The sequence below is a fragment of the Lewinella sp. genome (genome assembly GCF_050633125.1).
In the GTDB taxonomy this organism is placed as follows: domain Bacteria; phylum Bacteroidota; class Bacteroidia; order Chitinophagales; family Saprospiraceae; genus Lewinella.
Genome location: NZ_JBOEFX010000025.1, coordinates 40,881 through 61,450, shown reverse-complemented (window position 1 = coordinate 61,450; position 20,570 = coordinate 40,881). Strand labels below are relative to the sequence as shown.

General features: G+C 47.9%; 12 protein-coding genes and 2 pseudogenes. 5 read left to right on the top strand and 9 right to left on the bottom strand.

The genetic code is table 11. The features are described 5' to 3' along the window. The first annotated feature begins 183 nt into the window (after nt 1–183). From ACRBG0_RS07540 to ACRBG0_RS07525, 4 genes and pseudogenes are all read left to right on the top strand, one after another. Entirely contained in the window at nt 184–1,584 is a 1,401-nt protein-coding gene (locus ACRBG0_RS07540) for a hypothetical protein (protein ID WP_431486295.1), read from the top strand. 65 nt (nt 1,585–1,649) lie between these two features. Next, nucleotides 1,650–2,237: pseudogene (locus tag ACRBG0_RS07535) on the top strand (dienelactone hydrolase family protein); the annotation flags it as partial. 2 nt (nt 2,238–2,239) lie between these two features. Beyond that, on the top strand, nt 2,240–2,540 hold a 301-nt coding region (locus ACRBG0_RS07530), incomplete at its 5' end, for a dienelactone hydrolase family protein (RefSeq protein ID WP_431486294.1). A 12-nt stretch (nt 2,541–2,552) separates the two neighbouring features. After that, nucleotides 2,553–3,693: pseudogene (locus tag ACRBG0_RS07525) on the top strand (DUF819 family protein); the annotation flags it as partial. A gap of 65 nt (nt 3,694–3,758) precedes the next feature. On the opposite strand, the gene ACRBG0_RS07520 reads toward ACRBG0_RS07525, so the two are convergent. The 9 genes from ACRBG0_RS07520 to ACRBG0_RS07480 form a co-directional block, all read right to left on the bottom strand. Beyond that, nucleotides 3,759–4,415 (bottom strand): right-handed parallel beta-helix repeat-containing protein, encoded by a 657-nt coding sequence (locus ACRBG0_RS07520; protein WP_431486293.1) that lies wholly within the window; start codon nt 4,413–4,415, stop codon nt 3,759–3,761. Between the two features lie 538 nt (nt 4,416–4,953). After that, the gene (locus tag ACRBG0_RS07515) at nt 4,954–6,000 is read right to left on the bottom strand and encodes a succinylglutamate desuccinylase/aspartoacylase family protein (RefSeq protein WP_431486292.1); all 1,047 of its coding nucleotides are present in this window, start codon (nt 5,998–6,000) and stop codon (nt 4,954–4,956) included. Nucleotides 6,001–6,043: 43 nt separating this feature from the next. Continuing rightward, a complete protein-coding gene (locus tag ACRBG0_RS07510) occupies nt 6,044–6,523 on the bottom strand; it encodes a hypothetical protein (RefSeq protein ID WP_431486291.1) in 480 nt (159 codons plus the stop codon). 403 nt (nt 6,524–6,926) lie between these two features. Continuing rightward, nucleotides 6,927–7,889 (bottom strand): c-type cytochrome, encoded by a 963-nt coding sequence (locus ACRBG0_RS07505; RefSeq protein WP_431486290.1) that lies wholly within the window; start codon nt 7,887–7,889, stop codon nt 6,927–6,929. 24 nt (nt 7,890–7,913) lie between these two features. Then, nucleotides 7,914–8,393: a YybH family protein gene (locus tag ACRBG0_RS07500; RefSeq protein WP_431486289.1), complete on the bottom strand. Its 480-nt coding sequence runs from the start codon at nt 8,391–8,393 to the stop codon at nt 7,914–7,916. A gap of 219 nt (nt 8,394–8,612) precedes the next feature. Next, on the bottom strand, nt 8,613–11,513 hold the full coding sequence (locus tag ACRBG0_RS07495) for a response regulator (protein ID WP_431486288.1): 2,901 nt from the start codon (nt 11,511–11,513) through the stop codon (nt 8,613–8,615). A gap of 162 nt (nt 11,514–11,675) precedes the next feature. Then, a complete protein-coding gene (locus tag ACRBG0_RS07490) occupies nt 11,676–13,856 on the bottom strand; it encodes a hypothetical protein (RefSeq protein WP_431486287.1) in 2,181 nt (726 codons plus the stop codon). Between the two features lie 228 nt (nt 13,857–14,084). Then, nucleotides 14,085–14,588, bottom strand: coding sequence for an NADAR family protein (locus ACRBG0_RS07485; RefSeq protein WP_431486286.1), 504 nt, complete (start codon nt 14,586–14,588; stop codon nt 14,085–14,087). Nucleotides 14,589–14,677: 89 nt separating this feature from the next. Further along, the gene (locus tag ACRBG0_RS07480; RefSeq protein ID WP_431486285.1) at nt 14,678–16,063 is read right to left on the bottom strand and encodes a hypothetical protein; all 1,386 of its coding nucleotides are present in this window, start codon (nt 16,061–16,063) and stop codon (nt 14,678–14,680) included. A gap of 417 nt (nt 16,064–16,480) precedes the next feature. Between ACRBG0_RS07480 and ACRBG0_RS07475 the strand changes: the two genes are divergently transcribed. After that, nucleotides 16,481–20,506 carry a DUF7619 domain-containing protein gene (locus ACRBG0_RS07475; protein WP_431486284.1) on the top strand — a complete coding sequence of 1,342 codons (4,026 nt, stop codon included), beginning with the start codon at nt 16,481–16,483 and terminating at the stop codon, nt 20,504–20,506. Nucleotides 20,507–20,570 lie beyond the last annotated feature (64 nt).

The following is a 20,570-nucleotide window of genomic DNA, read 5'->3' as shown; positions in this document are numbered from 1 at the left end:
GTTCCGTTTTATCTTTTGGATCTGTTCTTTCGTAATACGTTCCTGACAAAGGTGCTTGATGAGGCCCGCAAACACAAGAACAAATAATACCATTTGTGGAAATTATTATTATTAAATTAGATCTTAATTAGCTTATTTAAAGATTAATAACTATTTATTTTGTAGAAATAAAAAACGCCCCTTGTGCCTCTTTTATATCAATTACTGGAAAAACTGGACAAAACAGCGCTCCGAGAGCTCAAGAAATTGGTACGATCTCCTTACGTAACCCACCGCCAGGATATCCCCCTACTCTTCAATACACTTGCCAGCTACCGTTACCAAGGCAAACCATTCCCTACTAAGGAACACTTGTTCAAATCGATTTTTGATGACCAACCTTATGATGACCAACTGCTAAGAAGCCTCATGAGCGACCTGCATCTGATCATCGAAAAATACCTCACGTGGAATGCGGTGACAGCCGATGAAGTCTCCAGTCACCTCGCCCTGGCAGGGTTTTATCGGCAACGAAACCTTACAAAACACTACGGTAGGGCTATAAAAAAAGCAGATCGAAAACAAAGCCAGCACCCCTATCGCAATGCTGATTTCTTTCAGAATCAATTAAAATTCCAGCTAGAAACCAGTAAGTTTCAATCTACCCAAAAGAGGACAGGGCATCTTAACTTACAAGAAATAGGCGATACGATGGACGTGCTCTACCTCGCCCAAAAACTCCGCCATGTTTGCTCTCAACTATCACATCGGGCCGTGTATCAGACAGACTATCAGTTTGGTTTACTCAAAGGATGGATCGACGAATTAGAAGGCAGCCCTTACCTGGAGGTGCCTGCTATTGCCTTGTACTATTACTGCTATCGTTTTTTGACGGAGGCCTATAGTCAAATGTACTTCCGCAAATTCCGAGAGCACCTGCTTATCCATTACTCGCAATTTCCGCAGGAAGAACTCAAGGATTTGTACCGGGCTGCTATTAATTTCTGTATCCGAAAACTCAATGAAGGTAGCCTCGAGTTTACTCGCGAAGGCTGGGAGTTATATCAGGAAGGGCTCCTGAAAGGCTTTTTTATCGAAAATCATCAGTTGTCGCGATTCACTTTTGACAATATTGTTGGTTTTGGCCTGCGGCTAGAGGAATTCCTGCCTGTGGCGCAATTTATTGAAAGTTATAAAAGCTACTTACCTCAGGATTATCAGGAAAGTACCGTCTATTTCAACCTGGCTCGGCTGGAATACGGTCAAAAAAACTATGATCAAGCCTTGGCCCATCTTCAGGTTGCCAATCCTAAAGATTTGGTCAATCAGCTGATCGCTAAAACCATCCAACTAAAAATCTATTACGAGGCCGAAGAATTTGACCTCCTGGAGTCTCATCTCGATAGCTTTCGTTTGTTCATCCGCCGAAGAGAGGTAAGTGATTACCATCGTAAAAACTTTCAAAACATAATAGCTTACACCCGTAGGCTCATCACCAGTAATCCTTACGACAATGAGGAGAAGCAAAAAAACAAAGCGATGATCCTGCAAGAAGAAATTCTGTCAGAACGCAAGTGGTTACTGCGCAAGCTGGAGGAAATTTAGCATCCCCACTTCAAAACCTCCTTCGTATATTGGGAAGCGATTACATAAGTAAACAACAAAGCAAGATGAAAAAGCTCAACAAAAAGGAAGTAAACCAAGAAGTCTTTGACCTCTACGACCAGTATGCCCACAACAAAATAGACCGGCGTACTTTTGTCGAGCAACTATCCATGTACGCTGTAGGTGGGCTTACTGTTGCCAGTTTAATGGACTACTTGATGCCTAAATACGGGAGCAAACTACAGGTACAAGCCAATGATCCGCGCTTGAATTCGGAGTATATCCACTACGACTCTCCTGAGGGAGGTGGTAGTATTAAAGGTCTACTTAGCCGCTCTTCGGAAAACACAGAAAAGCTGCCGGGCATCATTGTGGTGCATGAAAACCGGGGCCTCAATCCTCATATCGAAGACGTGACCCGTCGGGCGGGGCTGGCAGGTTTTATTGCTTTGGGCCCTGATGCGCTTACGCCGCTGGGTGGCTACCCCGGCAACGATGATGATGGCCGTACCCTGCAACGGCAACGTGACAAGCAGGAGATGCTCGAAGATTTCATTGCTGCTTATCACTACCTTAAAGAGCACCCGGAGTGTAATGGCAAAGTAGGCGTGGTAGGTTTTTGCTTTGGCGGCTGGATATCCAACATGATGGCCNNCGTTCGTTTGCCGGAAATGCAAGCAGCAGTCCCCTTCTACGGTAGCCAGCCCAAAGTAGAAGATGTGCCTAAAATAGGAGCAGCGCTACTCCTTCATTTTGGTGAATTGGATGAGCGCGTCAACGCTGGCTGGCCAGCCTACGAAGCTGCACTTAAAGAACACGGCAAAACATACACCGGCCATATTTATCCTGGCGCCAACCACGGTTTCCACAACGACACCACCCCGCGCTATGACAAAGACGCTGCGGAATTGGCCTGGACACGTACCATCGATTTCTTTCAGGAACACCTGCAATAAGCTGGGCTTACTATGTTAACGATAGCCCTCCTGATTGTCACCGTTACGGTCGCGGTTGTATTTTGGCTTGATCGGCAGAAATCTGCACCGATCAGGAAGCTACTGGAATGGTTTCCTGCCATTCTCTTTGCTTACGTCATTCCTGCTTCGATCACGCACCTTTTTCAACTGGACTTGGCCAGTGTTCAATTGCACCAATGGAGTAAGGATTTCATCATCCCGTTGGCTATTCTTTTTGTCATGAGTGCCCTTTCGTTTCGGCAGCTCAAAATCATTGGCCTGCGGCCTATCCTCCTGTTTGTGATCGGTTCGTTTGTGATTGCAGTACTCGCTCCTTTGTTGGTACTGTTTTCCAGTCTTTTTTCCGATCAATGGACACAGTTGGTCATCACGGAAGAATACTGGAAGGGCCTCGTTCCTATTGTCGGAGGGTGGATTGGAGGAAGTACCAGTCAGTTAGTACTCAAAGAAGTAGCCGAATGCCCGGAAGGGCTCTTTCTGGCCATTTTGGTTTTGGACAATGTATTGGTGAATATCTGGACCATCCTCATGTTTCAGATGATCAAGCGCAGCGACCAGTTCAATAGTTATTTTGGCATTGACGATAAGATTCAGGACTTTGTTCCCGACGAGATCGACCTTCAGAAAAGCAGCCGCTATAGTATTGTGATTACGGCTGTCACTTGCCTGCTGGTGATGTTGGTCACGACTTATTTCGTAGAAGCTTTCCTATGGAAAATCGTTTTCTTGTCGGTTGTCGGCCTCTTACTGGGCAACTTCGTACGGAGCTGGAACCATAGTCTGGTGCTCAAAGCCGGTGGCCTGTTCATCATATTGATCATGGCCATCCTGGGGCTAAAACTCAACTTCGGGGGCTTCTCGCTGCCGCTGTCAATCATTGGGCTGGTAGTCATCTGGCTCCTGTTGCATTACCTTTTTATGATGCTAGCGGCCAGGGCGCTCAAGCTCCACATGGCATGGGTGCCTATTGCGAGCATGGCCAACCTGGGAGGAATTTCCACCGCACCGGCCGTCACTGCTGCTTATAACGAAGAGTGGATGCCCCACGCCATTGTGCTGGCTATTCTCAGTATGGTCAGTGGTACGACCTGGGGCTTGCTCACTATCCTTCTTTTTCGGTGGATGGGAGGGTNNAACTATGTGCCTATGTGATAAAAAGCACTTTCTATATGCCTATGTGATAAAAACTCAGCATCCTTACTTAAAAGTATTATTACGCATCACCAAACCTTGCAGCTGCGTATCCATAGCAATTTGCTCATCGGGAGGCCAACCCATCATTCCGCCTTTTTCAACATGGCTGAAGTAGATAACGTTGCCGTTGCCATTCTCTTCGAAAATGTTCCCGTCCAGTAATAGGGATGGGCCTTGATAAATAATGCTGTATTCACTGTTTTCGTGAATAAAATTATTCAATACGCGCAGGTTATCCACATTGTAGGAAGCGATGCCTACGATGCCGCTACCGTTCAGGTCGCAGCCTTCTACCAATATATCCGAGCTATTTTCAAGCAATAAAACGTTGCCTGTACACCCTACCGGGCCTGACGGTTCTATGTGAGTTGCTTTGAAATTGATCAATCGAATGTTACTGCAATTAGCCACATGAATCACATGATCTGAAAGCGAATTCACGGTAAGCGTTGAACCATTACCATCAATGGTAATATCCTGTTTTCCATCCAGCAAGATCGTTTTGTCCAGTAGGTAATCTCCTTGCTTTAGTTTCACAGAGGTACCGGAGGTCAGTGTATTCAAAGACATTGTTAAATTGTCCGTCACCAGTAAGCCTGCACTACCGCAAGAGGCAGCCAATAAGGAAGCAACAAAAATAAAAAGGACTATTTTTTTCATAACAATTGGAAATTTACGGCAAGGTAGAAGATTACGAAGAGCTTGTTGCGGAATTTCGCAAACTGACGGTAAAGCAGTGTGAAGTTTTTTGGAGCATTCAGCGACGGAGTTAGTAAAACCAGCTTTTGGCATCCCCGCCACCTGCGGGGCGGCCGGGCTATCCGGCACCCTGCGGGATGCCTCCTATCCCTGGCTGTGCTCGCTCCGCTGCGCCGCGCTCCCCTATTCGGTCCGCACAGATTTGGACGCCCTACCCTATCCCCTAGGGTGTCCAATCTGCTGATAAATTGGCGTGACGATTTTTCAAATAAACGCTCCTGTTAGTCCCCAGACTAACATGCTATATCCCGCTGGTCTCCCGACCAGCATTGCACATACGCTGGTCGGGATAGTCTGGAAACTACAAGGAGCCTTCGTTTTTTTCATCTCTATCCTCTGTCATAATGATCCCACATAGTGATCCCTTCGGGCTACCAGAAATCTCCTGTCCGACTAGTCAGGCGGGTTCTACTCCTTTCGCCAACTGGCGACGCCCAACTCATCGCAATATCCCCAAATGAATGATCCGCCCGCCGGTCATGTTTACCGGATTGGTACTTTTGCCAATCACAACACCTGCCTCGGGGGCCAAGTAGGTCTCGATTACATCCCCAAAAGCATTCTTCAGAACACCGATTACCTCCCCTTTTTCTACTCGCTGCTTTAATTCCACGGGAATATCTAGTAAGCCTCCTTGTGTTGTATAAATCCAATAGGATTTCTTACACACAATGGCCGCATCTGGCTCGTCTTTCGCTGGTGAAGACATCATCTCCAACCATGCTAAAGTGTTTAAAATGCCATCCACTCCTCGCCATGTCATTTCCGGCTGGTACACTTGAGGGTCTCCGTATTCTACCGTAATGGTCGGAATACCATTCAGTACAGCTTCGGCGCGTAAGGTACGAGGGCTACCAGCGCCAGCACCAGCTGATGGGATGCCTTTATTATCGAGAATAATATCCGCATACTGCAAAACGGCCATCTGTGCCAAGGTCTCATCTGCCATATCTGCGCGGACATACATGCTGTTAATTCGGCCAAAACTAGCCGTGTGCATATCAATTTGGTAATCAAAATGCCGGACAATCTTATCAAAGATTCGAAAAGCGTATTGTTGGCTGCGGTTACCATTCTCTTTACCTGGAAAATTGCGATTGAGGTCTTCATCATCAATAAAGCGGCGGCTGTCCAGGTTCAAACTGACCACATTGAGGCCGGGGACGCCAACGACCGTGCCGCGCAAGTTGTCTAAATCTATCTGCTTGAATACCTCCTGAATGATCGGAATACCATTCAATTCATTGCCGTGGATCGCGGCGGTCAATCCCAGCACAGGCCCTTCTGCCCTACCTTTCGCCACCATAATGGGCACGTACACTGGTTGGCCCAATCCATTATCCACCAAATGGAGATAGTATTTACTGACCTTCCCCTCTGGAACCACAGCGAGATCTAGCTGATCGATGATTTGAATATCGCTCTGGCTATTTAAAAAACCAAAAAGACACCCCACACACAGAAACAACAACATGTACTTTTTCATAGCAGCAAATTCTAGTTCGGAATAATACAAAAACAAGCTCTTGTCACCATTTCAAAATCCAAACTTTTCTCATTGAAGAATAAGAATATTCATTAACTGAAAACAATTGAATTACACCATTATTCTTCGCAGATATAGTTCCATCTGAATAAGATGCATCTATTTCAGATATCCTACTTAAAATGTCAAGTGGACCTTCGTTCATATCTCCAGTATATTTTAGAGAGTAGGATGGGGGGATCTTGAACAGGAATTCATTATCAAGTCCAATCTTGAGTGAATCACAGTAGTTAAAGCTACAGGTTTCACTTTTATCATCACTTTTAAAAATCGTGAAGCCGCAATCATTATAGACAATACATTCAATTATGGTATCCTTCAATCCTCTCCACTCATCAGTTTCTTCCATTAACATGGCTATATCAACGTAACAATCAAGTTCATTTCTAATCTCAATAGTATGCCAATGTTCACAACATGTAAATAATACCAAAAGGGTTCCAACAAAAAATAATTTTTTCATCTTTTCAGAATCGTTAAGCTTTCTTGGTATTGCGCAGAAAATAAATCGCCTTTTGTTTTCATGCTCTTAATGACGGCTCAGTTTATTTTTTCACACAATACTTACGGTCTCATTTCCTAGAATGAAGATAGCCTAGTGCCTGTTATTTTTTTAAAAAAACATGAGTCATCCCGAATTTTGATGGTCATCAAAATCCGTGCTGACCAACCGCAAAACCTATAGTTAAAGAAGAAACCCCACGATTTCTATTAGTGAAATCATGGGGTTTTCTACAAAAGTCAGATAAATCAATCTTTTCAGCTATTTAATGACTCTTTCTAAGTTAAAGTCAGGCTGGATTTTGGCCTTAGCCAAAATTCGGGATGACTCATGTTTGCTTTTCAGCTAAACTATTCGCACATAATTATTGCTGTACCAGCCCTGACGGAGCGTTATTGTCCTGAATGGGGACCGTTTTCAAGTAAGCCCAAATCGCTGCAACCTCATCATCGGTAAGAGATGTAAAAGGCGGCATTGTTGACGAGAGCATCCGCCCATCGGGCCGGCGGGCCTGTCGGATAGCTTTGCCAAAATCATCCAGGGTCCACTCGCCCAAGCCATACTCCGGGTGCATGGTCAGGTTGGCAGAGATGGTTAAGGGGCCAGCCACACCTCCTACCGGGTTGCCACCACCATAATAACCCTCTGAGAGCGAAGGCTCATGATCATTATTCGTTTCAAAAGAAGCCGAGTGACACTGGTAGCAATTGAATACCGCATCCGCAAGGTATTTCCCACGCGTGACCAAGTCATCCAAAGGAGGAGAAGGCACCGGGCCTTCGGGCATCGGCCCAGGCTTAAAGACCATCCTCGTCAGTGCTTTCGCCAGAAAGTTCAACTTGTTGTCGGGCCAGTACTTTTCTACGGGTTGCACCAAGGGCGCATCCGACCTCAGGTAAGCAATTACACTGTACAGATCTTCATCTGACATTTTAAAATACGGCGTCATAAACGGCAACAACTGAGACCCATCGGGTTTAATACCGGTTCGGATAAGATGAACCAATTCTTCGTCGGTATAACGCCCCAAGCCAGCCTCGGGATGGTTCGTAAGATTGGCCACATAGACATCCCCAAAGTCCTTCTCAGGTAAGGGGCGCCCCGCCAAATTTCCGTCCTGATTGCGATGGCAAATCACACAATTCATGGATACGATGCGAGCACCTTGCGCCAGAGCAAGAGAATCGCCATAAGGAATCGTTACATTTTCAGGCAACCGAACCTCATAAACAGGAAGTGGAGCCAGAGAATTGTAGGTTGCAGCCAGGGCTATAAGCACCGCCACCCCACCCAACATCCACAATAGAATTTTGAATAACTTAGACATAATGATTGCGTTTGGATAAAGAAATTACCCTTCGGTGGGTGGTGCAAAGGAAACTACAGGGGTTACCTGAAAACCGTGGATTACCCAGCGGTTGTTTCCATCCATTTTAAGAATCGCCATCACTACACCTTTAATAGCACTTACTTCCTCTCCGGCAGCATTGGTACTGTTCGCATCAACATTCAAGGTTACTGCGGCAATGGTAGGACTGAGGTACTGTACCTTTTCTGCTGAAAAAGAAGCGTGCCCCGTTTGTCCTTCCAGGCTTTTGAAATAGCCTATATGTGATTGAATCATCGCTGGCCGGCCCTGCATCCGCATTCCCATCGGATTAATCAGTTCGCCATCTTCCGCAAAGTAATTTCCATAACCGACGGCATCGTAGGCAAAGAAGGTCGTAATAGCCTCTTGGACCGTCGCTACTGCGGGATCGCTCTGCTGTGCGGATAAACCAGTAAAAAGAGAAGTGCAAAAGACGAGCGTAAAAACAATGATGTTCTTCATGACAAAGTGATTTTAGGTTAATAAAAAAGAACACCACAAAGATGGGGGCAGCACCAAGGCTACCGCTAACAGTCTCGTCGCAAATCTTGACTCATTTGTCGCAAAACGGGGTAAAACGTTTATTATCAGCTATTTTTCTGCCACGGAGGCACGGAGACACGGAGGTTTTTTCCTTTCCTTACGGAAGAAAACAGGAATAGACAAGGAAGCACCAGAACCCTACGACCCCACATCACTCGGCAAGACCCCGAAAGCGGTCTTAAAGGATTTGGAAAAATAAGAGAGGTTACCAAAGCCTACCGCCAGAGCAATTTCTGAGACGCTGCCTGCTCCTTGTTCCAAAAGACTTTTCGCCCTTTGGAGACGAAAATCACGGATGATCACCGTTGGCGATTGGTCCGTAAGGGCTTTCAATTTGCGGTGCAGTTGGCTACGACTGAAGGCTACCGCAGCCGCTAGGTCTTCTACCGAAAACTGCTCATTATCGAGATTCGCTTCAATGGCAGCTTGGACTTTTTGAAGGAATTGCTCATCCGCAGAGGTAACTGCTATTTCAGCGGGTTGCAATACCATGGTACGCCCATAGCGCTCGCGGAGTTGTGCCCGCTGTCGGATAAGGTTCTGCACTCGCAGCTGTAGCTCTCTTCCATCAAAAGGCTTGGTCAGGTACTCGTCAGCACCGGTTTCCAGGCCAGCCAGCTTATGGTCTTGGCCCGCCTTGGCAGTGAGGAGAATAACGGGAATGTGACTGGTTCGCTCGTCAGATTTCAAAGCTTGGCACAGTTCAAAACCATCCATTTTGGGCATCATCACATCGCTCACAATCAGGTCAGGGGTGTTTTCGATGGCCAGATCAAGGCCTACTTGCCCATTTTCTGCGGTGATGATGTGGTAATTACGTCCCAGTTGTTCGGCGATATAGTTCCTTAGGTCAACATTGTCCTCTACGATCAAAACCGTCGGTACTTCATCGTTTACACCTACAGCGATAGCACCACTGGTGGCTGGCGACGGGAAACCAGGAAGCGCCAAAGGAACAGCCTCTGCCAAATCTTCCTCCAGTGCCGCTGTATCCAATTGCGGAAAATGCTCCGGCAAGAAAGGCAACAGCAATAGGAAGGTCGTCCCCTTTCCTTCTTCGCTCTTTACTTCTATCTTCCCATCCAGCATCGTCACCAGCTCCTGCACCAGCGCCAAACCAATACCGGTACCGCGTGCTTCGGTACCTTCTATCTGGTAGAAACGGTCGAAAATGCGATCCAGGTCTGCGGCTTTTATCCCTGGGCCAGAATCAGCAACGAGCATTTGCAGGCCCTCTGCTTTGGCTTCCGCCTTAAAAGTAACCCGCCCACCTTCCGGCGTAAACTTAAAGGCATTGGAAAGCAGATTGACCAATATCTTCTCCCATTTATCGCGATCAAAAACTGCTTGTGGCAGCTGTTCAGGGAAGCTTATTTCATAATCAATATGCTGCCGTTCGGCCAGGCTTTCAAAAGAATAAACCAGCGCCCGCAGCAGCGGCAACAAATCCCCCTTTTGCAAATGAAGCTGCACCTGGCCGCCATCAATTCGTGATAAATCCAGCAGCTGGTTTACCAACAACAAAAGACGTTGCGTACTTCGTTCGATCAATTGCAGGTAACGGGTCTTCATCGTCACTTCTTCCGGCACTTGCGCATCAAGTCGTCTATTAATTCCTTCAAGAGCTTGCTGCACAGGGCCTAAAATGAGGGTCAGCGGCGTGCGAAATTCGTGGCTGATATTCGCAAAGAAGGTAGATTTAAGTTGATCCAGGCTTCTCAATTTATCGGCTTCAGCACGTTCTAGCTGAACCTCCAAGGCAGCCTCGCGGACACGGCTTCTCTGCCGGTTACGGACGAACTGAAAAACGCTCATCAGTACCAACGCGAAAAGAGCGGCACCTAGCAAGGTGTAGTTCCGCAACCGATTTTGCCGATTCAATTCCAAGGCCTGTTCGGCCAACTGGGTCTTTTGTTGTTCATTTTGATACTTCCGCTCCAGCCCGGCAATGACCTCCAGGTTTTGCTCTTGTAGCAGGCTGTCTTGCAGTACTTTTTGCTGCTGCAAATGAACGTAAGCCTGCTGGTAATCTCCTCGCTGTGCGTAGAGCCTAGCCAATATTCCATGAGCATCCTGGGCCAGGTTCAATGGCCCATTTTCGCGCGTCATTTCCAGGCTACGGTTGAGGTAATCAATGGCTTCGTCATAACGCCCTAGGTTAAGGTAGGTTTCTCCTATCGCATTGTAATTCGGAGCGAGGTACTGTATGCGGTCTGTGTCTTCAAAATATTTATTGGCCTTTAGCAAATAAGGAATTGCTTCTTCATTTTTTCCGGCAATCAACAGGGCATTGCCCGTATTTTGATAAGCAATTGCAGCACTTCCAGCATCCTCTCCCAACTGTGCGCTTTCCAGTGCCAAATGGTGGTAAAACAAGGCACTGTCTAATTGATCATTAGTAGAAAAAAAATTCCCCAGATCAGTATAGGCATAATGCCATTCTGAGGGGTCTATATGTTGCTTGCGCAAAGCCAAACCTTTTCGCAAGTAGAAAAGGGCTTGTTCAGGCTGCTCACTTAGGTCAAATGCTTCCCCAAGGTCATTGTACACACGTGCCAGCCACTCATAGTTTTCTTCTGCCTCTAGCACTTCCACTGCCTTTAGCAAGTGTACAATTGCCAGATCCAGCTTGCGCATAACCGAATAGGTCGCCCCCATTGCATGGTGAATCGCTCCTACCGCAAACGTATTCCCGAGCTGCTGCTGAACTAAAATATGCATACTATCCTCTATCAAAGACTCCGCCATTCGGTCCATATTGTAAAACGCATAACTCCGGATTTCATGGGCGAAAGCCTCCCCTTTCAGGAATCCAATGGCTTTGGATTCGGCCATAATCTCATTGGCAATCCGTAGCGAGGTATCGCGCATATCGTATTCACGGGCCAGGCTCAGCTTTAGCCGAATCCGGGTTTCTGCATCTGGCTCGGTAGTCAACTCCTGTAACAAGCTATCACGATAGCTGGTCTGTCCGCTCAGGCTATTCCTAAACAGAAGGCTAAAACTTATCAGTAAAAGTAGTAGGGTAGGTATTTTCATAACGTAGCTCTTAGTTTTCAGCGATGCCTTCAGCTGATATCTCTCAACTAAATTACGTTAATCCTTAAACTATTAACTACATAAACACCAAAGGTTTATACCACATAGCCACATGAATTTTCAAAAAATGATGTGACTATGTGGTAAAAAACGTTTAACAAACTATACCGGCTCCAGCGCAAATGCTGCCAAATCCGAAGCATCAAAGCTATTCAGGATCGAGGTGCCGTTGGTATGTAAACCATCTACATGGAGGTGTTCCGCGAAAGCGGCCTTGTCTGGGCAAGTACCTAGCAGGGTAGCTACCTTGACTTTGTTGCGGTAAATGTCGTCTGCCCCCAGGGTGTAGTTGCTGGTCGAACCAATCACCATTCCGCCAGTATCAGCGCTGACCAGTGGGTCGCTGCTGTTGCCCCGTGCCACATTGAAACTAAAGGTGGCAAAATCATTGGGGTGGCTCGCCCTAATCCGGAAGTTGACATCAGAGCTGGCTTTGTCGTTGTATTTCACAAAACCACACTCGGTAGACGAAGCTCGCCCGTCCACTTCTACATTGTAGATCGTTGCGGTACTTTTTTGGTTATCAACCCGCACTTTCATGCGGAAGGGCCGGAAGCTGTCCTCTCCAGCGGATAACAGATAAGCACTATTGGCAGGCTGCGACTCCCCGATATTTGCCGGGTTCGAGATTTGATTCACGGTGTCGGCTACATTCTGGCGTACGCCCGCTGCGTTGAAAAACTCCAGCTTGAACTCGTAGAGGCCGTCGCCCTTCAGCGAGGTGGTATCTACGATCATAGTCACCGTATTCTGGTTCCATTCTGCCGTTGGGTTGTTGGCCACATCGGCTCCTTTTGGTGACACGGGTGGTATCTTGTACCCATGTTCACTACCAATAGGAAACGGCCCCATCGGGAAGTGTTGCGTCTGGAAAGTCGTAATCACGCCGCTGGTTACCTCTATGGTATAAGCTTTGCTCATCGTACGGGTATCCAGTGGTGCCCATTGCTGGTCGGAAACCGAGGCACTGATGAGTTTATCGTTGTGCGTCTTGCGGTACGACCACCGGTAATGAGTGACGTTGCCACTAGGAAAGCCGCTGCCAAACTGCACCACCAAGGCCAGGTTGCTCGCAAATGGACGTACATGCTTGTTCGCTAATCCATATCCCAGGCCACTGGTAGCGTAACGGGTCAGGCCCGCCGTACGGAAAGTCCTTCCCTGCTGGGAGATACTGGCTGCCAACTGCTGCTCAATGTGGCTCACTTGTGCGCCCCAGCCGATGGTTTTCACCCAGGCGACTTCGCCTGCCAGTGGCTCGAAGCAGCCCATCGGTACGCGTGGATCGGTAACGCGGATGTTTACCTCTTTGCCACATTCGTAATTCCAATGCGTATAGCAGGGGATCGGCGGCTTGTATACAGTGGTGAGTTCGCCGTGAATTTCGTACTCCACCCAGAAGTAGAGGTCGGCTTTTTCTTCAAAAATCTGCTGCCAGAAGCAAGCCTCAAAGCGGCCATTAAAGTCGGTACGCACAGTTGTAATCTCGTCGCAACGATAGAACCAGGGCCAGAACATGGGCCACAAGCACAGGTAAGGCATGAATACCGCCCGTTGGTCTACGATGAGCTTGCGCATCTGCTCGGCACTGGCATTGTTCAGTTGTAGGCGTACCTCCTGAGGCAGGTTAATGGTTGCCAAACTAGCCGCTTGCTGCTGAATAGGCTGCCCGCCGATGGACCTAAGTTCTTGCGAAGCCAACCGTGCAAACGGGCGCGGAGGCAGTGGCAAAGGTTGCTCTTCGAAAAGTGGGGGATCAATAATCGGGTACGGAATTGGAATAGGGATGCGTTCCAGGAGGATATCGCGAAAACGATCCAGAATATGATCAGGTACCAGAGGCACCAATCGCAGGAAAGGGTCTACCTCACATATATGCACGAGGGCATTGCACAGGGGCATATCTTGCCAGCTGCCGTCAATCAAGAAGCGCTTGGTCACGCGGCCCTGCGTACAGCAGCGGTACCACCACCAGCGCTGAACCAGCTGATCGGGAACACGAGAAATATCGATTTCATTCTTCTTACCCAGCCGAATGGTGGGTTCATAAGCTTGTAGGCGCTCTGCGGCGGCCAAACTTTTGGGTTCCAGCCCTTTGGGCGGTTCCGGCATCACAAAGACCCGCGCATACCGCAGTTCTTCGGGTTCCAAGTTGAAATAAAGCTTATCGCCTTTGGGGTGGGTGCGAGCCAGCAGGTGACCATCTCGGTTATACGCCAACGCGATTAATCCTTCGGGCAACTCCACGCAGGAGTCGTCCTTAACTACAGGTTTCTTAGCCATGGTTTTTGGGTTTTAAGGTTTATCCCTTTATACCCCAAAAGCAGGCTGCGTTACCAATCAGCAGTATATTTATTTTGCATCCCCCCGGCCTGACGGCGGGGCCGGGCTGTTCGCACCCCACAAGGGGGATGCTGCCATCCCTGGCTGTGCTCGTCCCTGCGCTGAGCTTCCCTCCTACGTCGGTACGCGGGTTTTGGATTAAAGCTAGGGCAAATTCATGAATTTGCCCTAGCCCAACCGCAGCAAGCGACGAAAGAAGCTTATCACCCTTTTAACCATTATTTGCGGCAGATTTTTTCTCGATTCCTCCTCCTCCAATTCCTCCCGAATAGCCATTATCAATAGGCCTAAAGTGTTTTCACCGGTATTCGTTTTTAGATCTACGCCCCAGAAGGTATCACCCCACCAATTGCCCTCTTGAATGAAACTGTCGCCGGTTTCTAGTAGTAATCCTCGGTAGGGTTCTTGCGAAAATTTCACCTCTAACAACTGGCCCATCACCTCCACTTTGACCGATTGCCAATCCTCCCTAAGTTCAATTTCCTTACTTTTCTTCTTTACGGTGCCCGCAGAATTATTCGAGTCCGCACAGAATTTTTTCCATTCCATGTCATTGGATTTAGCGCTCATGTAGGCGTGTTCAACGGAAGCAAATAGCATTCCATTGAAATGAATCTCGCAGGGTGCAAAATTACTTAACCATTTATGTTCCTTTTTAAATTCTCTAATCATGATTTATCATTCTAATACCTAAACAGCTCTAAGAGAGCTGTATCCAAAGCCAGGAACAACAAGCTTTCTTTTTTGGTTCCTTGAAGAAGCTACCCTACCTGCCGCAAAAACCACTCCTTTTCGCCAAAAACTTCCGCATCTTCGATGCGCTGACGGAAGGCGGTGCGGGCTGCTTTGTCCATCGCGGGGAGTTGAAGTAGTTGGCGGGTAAAAGCCAGCAGGTGATGGTAATGAGCCTTGCGGTATCCCAGGTCTTTGCTACGTTGTAGGTAAACACGGAGGCTTTCCAGCAGACTTTCCAGCGGGTTGTATTCCCCCAACTCGTAGTAAATCTTGAGTTGTAGCACGCGAGCGCCCAGGTAAATAAAAGACGCTTTGGTGTCTACTAGCACTAGCTGCCGGAGACTTTCTTCCTGCTCGCCTTGCTCGTAGTAGATTCTCCCCAGGCAGAAATGATAGAGCGGCACCCGGAATTCGGGCTTCAACGAGGGTTTGTACTCCTTTACGAAGCCGACAGCCCATGGGTAATCACCCAGTATCGCGGCCAAGACAACAATGTTGACATAAGTGCTTTCCAGCAGTACACCATCGTCGAGAAGGTAGCCTTGTGCCAAGCTTAGGCGGTAGAGGGCAAAGGCCTCCTCTGCGTAGATTTTAGCTCCGGTGTTGAGTTTGCGGATGTAGACATTGATGACGAAGGTATACAGGTCGCGCATCTCATAAGGTGGAAAATATTGCTGGTAACTTTCAATGGCTTCCCGAAATCGGCTGAAATAGGTTTCTTCCTCTTTGGCATTGATGGCGCGATAGCAGTAATAATAGATGGCGATGGCTGGCACCTGCAAATAAGTAGGATGGCTCTCGACATAAGCCAAGACCTCGGGCAAAAGGCCAATGGCGTATTGCTCGGGGTTGATGGTCTGCCGAGAGAGGGCGTTGCAGGCCTGTCGGAGTTTGGCGGCCAGAAAGTAGGCGTCGAGTTCGTTGCTGACTTCTTGCAGGTTGGTTTTGGCTTTGCGGTTGCTGCTGAGGATATAATCGTAGCGCTCGAAGGAGAAGTCGTGCCGATTTTGGAGGTAGGCCGTGTCACGAAAATCCTGCTTTTCGAGGGCCAAGCCTGCATCTCGGATGGCTTCGGCAAAGTATTTCTCTTGCTGAAGTTTGCGGTAGGCTTTGGCGAGGTGAAACTTGGTTTGGGCTTCGTCTTTACGGATTTGCTGGAGCGCCAGAAACTCTTCGAGCAGCTTGAACAGACGAGAGGCCAGCAGGTTCCATTGGGTTCGCGAGAACGGCTGATCGGGGAACAAGGCCTGCCAGTGGTCTTCGGCTGGGGCTGCGCGCCCTTTTCTGTCTAGCCAATGGCCCAACAGCTGTTTTAAATCCTCGCGCTTGTTGAATAACGGAGAATCGACGAAATGGCGAAACTGGGTTTGCTCGCGGGAATTGAGCTGGTGAAGGACTTGGAAGAGTTTCATACTTTATTGATTATTTGGCCTAGCGATGTGCAGTAGCTGGCCTACAGGGCCAGGCCCGTAAGGGCTGAGCGAATAGCGAACTACGAAACGTAGCGCCCGACCGTTAGGGAGGGAGGCCCCGTATAGAGAAGGTACAAGACGAGGTAATCGCGCAGAGACGTAGAGCCCGCAGAGGTTTTTAACAGCTGATGATCAAGTGGATGCACCCCGGTAATTATTCATTAGGCACTCATTTTATCCAATTATCAAATCGGAATTCAAACATTCAATTAATTCGTACTCAAATATAGCTTATACGCTGTTTTACAGGTAATTAAATTTTACAAAATCTGTATTAAACAAAAATAATGTTCTTTTGAAACCCGATAAGAAGAGGCACTTTTGTAGTGTTGGAAAAGTTTTTAAAAAACAATGGCGATGAAAAAGGTGCTGATCTTGTGTTTACTGGTTGTTATTGGAGGCTTGCAATTGTTGGCGCAAACTTGCCCTATGGGAGATATTGTCTTGACGAGTCAGCAAGAAATTGATGACTTTGCGGCTACCTACCCTGGCTGTACCAGTTTGCAATATGACCTTAAGATCAGAGAGACTATTCCCGGAGACATTACCAGTTTGGCCGGACTGAGCCAGCTTACCGAAGTAGCCGGATACGTATTTATTGATGCGACGACGAGCCTCACGAGTTTATCCGGGTTGGATAATTTGACGGCAATCTACAACAACCTGTCGCTGTACGATAATGAAAGCTTGGTAGACCTTACGGGGCTAGAAAATCTGACTTTGATTGGTGGTGACCTGCGCTTGATTTCCAACTTAGCACTCACCTCTGTTGATGGACTCAACAGCCTGGGCCTCGTTGGAGGCGACGTAAACATTGCTGACCAGCAGCAGCTAAACAGCCTTGCTGGCATGGAAAGCTTGACCAGCGTTGGGGGAAAATTCAGATTATACACCAACCCCGTTTTGCAAAATCTGGCGGGTTTGGAAAACCTCAGTGCTATTGGTACCGACCTGGAGCTTAGTGATAATCCTGCTTTAGCAAGCATAGCCCAATTGTCATCTTTTACCAGCCTGGGAGGAAGCATTATCATTTACAATGCTGCATTGACTTCGTTGGAGGGCTTAGAGAATTTCACCTCCATCACAGGAGACGTCCAGCTAACGATCCTGCCCCAGTTGCAAAACCTTGATGACATCGCGGGGATTAGCAGCATTGGAGGGAACTTTACGGTCAGCCAATTATCACTCGTTGAACGCTTGTTTACCAATTCCTCACTTGAATCGATAGGGGGATTACTCAACATCGTAAGCAATGAGCAGCTCCTCAACCTGGAAGGCCTAGAAAACCTAAACACCGTTGGTAGCCTAGCTGCTGTTTCGAATCCGGCGCTCGTTGATTTCACCGGACTGGAAGGGCTCACGGAGGTTAATTACCTGTTTACCATATCGGGTAATGAAAACCTAGCGTCTTTTAATGGCCTAGACAACCTCGCCTCGATAGGGACAAGGTTACTGATTCTTCAGAATGATGCCTTGACTAACCTAGAGGGGCTCTCCTCACTTGGTAGCGTAGGGACAGATTTTGAGATCAAAGACAATGATGGGTTATTGAGCCTGAGCGGTATCGAACAACTTACGACGATTGGTGGCCATGTCATTATTGACAAAAATGCCGAATTGGTGACCTTGAATGGTCTGGAAGGTATCACTGTCATTAACGACCAATTGGAAATCACGGCGAATGGTGATCTGACAAGCATGGTCGGGCTGGACAACCTCACCAGTATTGGCGCCTATTTTATTTTGGAATACAACCTTTCGTTGACTAGCCTTTCCGGGCTCAATAACTTGAGTAATATTACCGGTCTTCTTTACATTTACAACAACGACAACTTAACTAACCTGAATGGACTGGAAGGCCTGACGAACCTACCTGGATCGCTGAGAATACATGGCAACAACGGCCTTACCAGCCTATCGGGATTAGATAACCTGACAACGATTGGTGGGGGCGTGGAAATTTGGAACCACTCTCAGTTGACTGATCTTACTGGCTTCGGATCCCTGGAAAGCATAGGAGGGTATTTTTCACTCCTTAGCAATCAAAACCTGGAATCGCTGGCTGGATTGGAGTCGCTGACCACCGTAGGCGGTTATCTATGGATCAGGAATTTTTCACTGGCAGACCTTTCTGCCCTCAGTAACCTGACCACCATCGGTAGCTACTTACAACTGGATGGCAATGATGCGCTGACCAGCTTGCAAGGGACAGAAAACATCGACTTTACGGGAATCGACCGGATAGAACTCCTTGATAACCCACTATTGGCCGTTTGTGGGCAAGAAAATATTTGTGATTATATCGTGACCGGCGGCAACGTTATCCTCTCTGGAAACGCCGACGGGTGCAATGAGATTGAAGACCTTTTGCAAAACTGTTTTGCGGATACACCACACAAAAGCCTGGTAGGAAGAGTGGTTGCAGATACCGACCTAAGCTGTAGCGAAACCAACGGGGAAGAAGGCATTGCCAATTGGCTGGTGGAAGTGAGCAGTGCTACCTTTAATTACGCGGTCTCTACGGATAGCCAAGGTTACTACTGGCTGCCTGTACTCCTGGGGGATTACACGCTAAATGCGATTTCTCCTTCTGTTTTTTGGACTTCTTGCTTTACAGATACGCTTTTGCAAGTGACAACACTTGGAGATTCGACGACTACCGATTTCTTCATGCAGCCGCAAGGTGACTGTCCGTTTATAGACTGGGATGTGACGATCCCACCGCTACGGGTTTGCCAGACGCGAACGATCACGGTTGACTATTGTAACAACGGCGCACTGCCTGCCGAAGACGTGATCTTCACCGTGACGCTGGACCCTGTATTGACGATAGACACTGCTTCTGTGCCTTACACGGAGGATGCGAACGGCGTACTCTATTTCGATTTGGAGACGCTTGATCTATTTGAGTGTGGCCAATTTACCATAGATGTCTTTCTGGCTTGTGAAGGGGTAGAGATCGGCGATTTTCCGTGTGTGGAAGTTGCGCTTCTTTCAGATGAACTCTGCGCACCCGACCCATTGTGGGACGGTTCTTTGATCACGGCCAGTGGCTACTGTGAGAACGATAGCATTTATTTCCAGCTGGAGAACATTGGCGCAGGCGGCATGTCGGCCCCTGCCCAGCTACGGGTAGAGATTGTGATCGACGACATCATTCTGATGCTGGAGGTTGATGATTACCAGTTGCCTGCGGGTGCTTCCCAGGTGCTACAATACGAAGTGCAGGGAGAAGGCCTGAGACTGGAGGCCGACCAAACGCCCGGCCACCCGGTGTACAACGAAGTATCGGCAGTGGTAGCGAATTGCAACAGCACATCGGACGGCAGCTTCGTGATGCAGCTTCCGATGAATGACGGCGACCCTTTCTATGGTGTTTTTTGCGCCCCGGCTGTTAATTCTTACGACCCTAATATCAAGACTGCTTTGCCGGCCGGGGTGGGGCCAGAACATTTGATCGACAAAGACTGGACGCTGAATTATATGATTCAGTTTCAGAATACGGGTAATGATGTCGCTTACGAAGTGGTTATCGCAGATACGCTCTCTGAGGCATTGGATTTGAGCAGCATTGACGTTAAAGGAGCCTCTCACCCATTTACCTGGGAGCTTACACCGGAGGGGGCCTTGGCCTTTACTTTCGCTGATATTTTGCTGCCTGACAGTACGACCAACGAGCCAGGGTCGCACGGTTTCGTGGCGTTTTCGATCGCCCCCAAAACGAGTATTTTGCCCGGTGAAACCATTGAAAACACAGCACATATTTACTTTGACTTCAATGATCCTATAGTCACCAACACAGTTGATCATACCATCCGCAAACCGGTTGTAGCGAGTAGCGAGCGGCTGGATTGGTGTGCAGGTGAGCTGTATTATGGCCTGCCTATTTTGCAAGATACCAGCGTGGAGATTTTCGTCTCTTTCGTCGAGTACGACAGTATACATTTTGTGCATTTCAATGTTTCGGAAACAGCCTTCTCTGTTGATCTGGAAATCCCTGTGGGTGAGTATTTTCAGGATATTTTGATCACCAACGATACCAGCATCACCATCGGCTATGTTGCCATGAATGGCTGTGACAGCCTGGTGACCTATTCCATTGATGTGCTCACGAATACTAATAGCCCTGACGCATTTGCGGGCACTCAAATATATCCTAACCCTGTACGCGGCAACCTTCAAGTAATGCACCAACAAAACGGCAGTTCACAAACCTGGATATTAATGAACAGTATGGGACAAGTATGCTGGCAAGAACAGCTAAAACCTTACCAAAAACTGAACCCGATAGCCATGAGCAAGTATCCCGCAGGCATCTATTGCTTACAGGTTACAACGGAGCATGGGACGCGGAGCTGGAAGGTGTTAAGGGTTGATGGTTGATGGTTGATGGATGGCTGTTGCTTTTTCTAGGCAAATTCATGAATTTGCCTAGAAAAAGCAACAA

Excerpts from the sequence above, each read along its gene's own strand:
- ACRBG0_RS07500 (WP_431486289.1), bottom strand. The coding sequence starts at position 8,393 with ATGAAGAACATCATTGTTTTTACGCTCGTCTTTTGCACTTCTCTTTTT.
- ACRBG0_RS07505 (WP_431486290.1), bottom strand. The coding sequence starts at position 7,889 with ATGTCTAAGTTATTCAAAATTCTATTGTGGATGTTGGGTGGGGTGGCG.
- ACRBG0_RS07490 (WP_431486287.1), bottom strand. The coding sequence starts at position 13,856 with ATGGCTAAGAAACCTGTAGTTAAGGACGACTCCTGCGTGGAGTTGCCC.
- ACRBG0_RS07480 (WP_431486285.1), bottom strand. The coding sequence starts at position 16,063 with ATGAAACTCTTCCAAGTCCTTCACCAGCTCAATTCCCGCGAGCAAACC.
- ACRBG0_RS07510 (WP_431486291.1), bottom strand. The coding sequence starts at position 6,523 with ATGAAAAAATTATTTTTTGTTGGAACCCTTTTGGTATTATTTACATGT.
- ACRBG0_RS07520 (WP_431486293.1), bottom strand. The coding sequence starts at position 4,415 with ATGAAAAAAATAGTCCTTTTTATTTTTGTTGCTTCCTTATTGGCTGCC.
- ACRBG0_RS07485 (WP_431486286.1), bottom strand. The coding sequence starts at position 14,588 with ATGATTAGAGAATTTAAAAAGGAACATAAATGGTTAAGTAATTTTGCA.
- ACRBG0_RS07515 (WP_431486292.1), bottom strand. The coding sequence starts at position 6,000 with ATGAAAAAGTACATGTTGTTGTTTCTGTGTGTGGGGTGTCTTTTTGGT.
- ACRBG0_RS07495 (WP_431486288.1), bottom strand. The coding sequence starts at position 11,513 with ATGAAAATACCTACCCTACTACTTTTACTGATAAGTTTTAGCCTTCTG.
- ACRBG0_RS07475 (WP_431486284.1), top strand. The coding sequence starts at position 16,481 with ATGAAAAAGGTGCTGATCTTGTGTTTACTGGTTGTTATTGGAGGCTTG.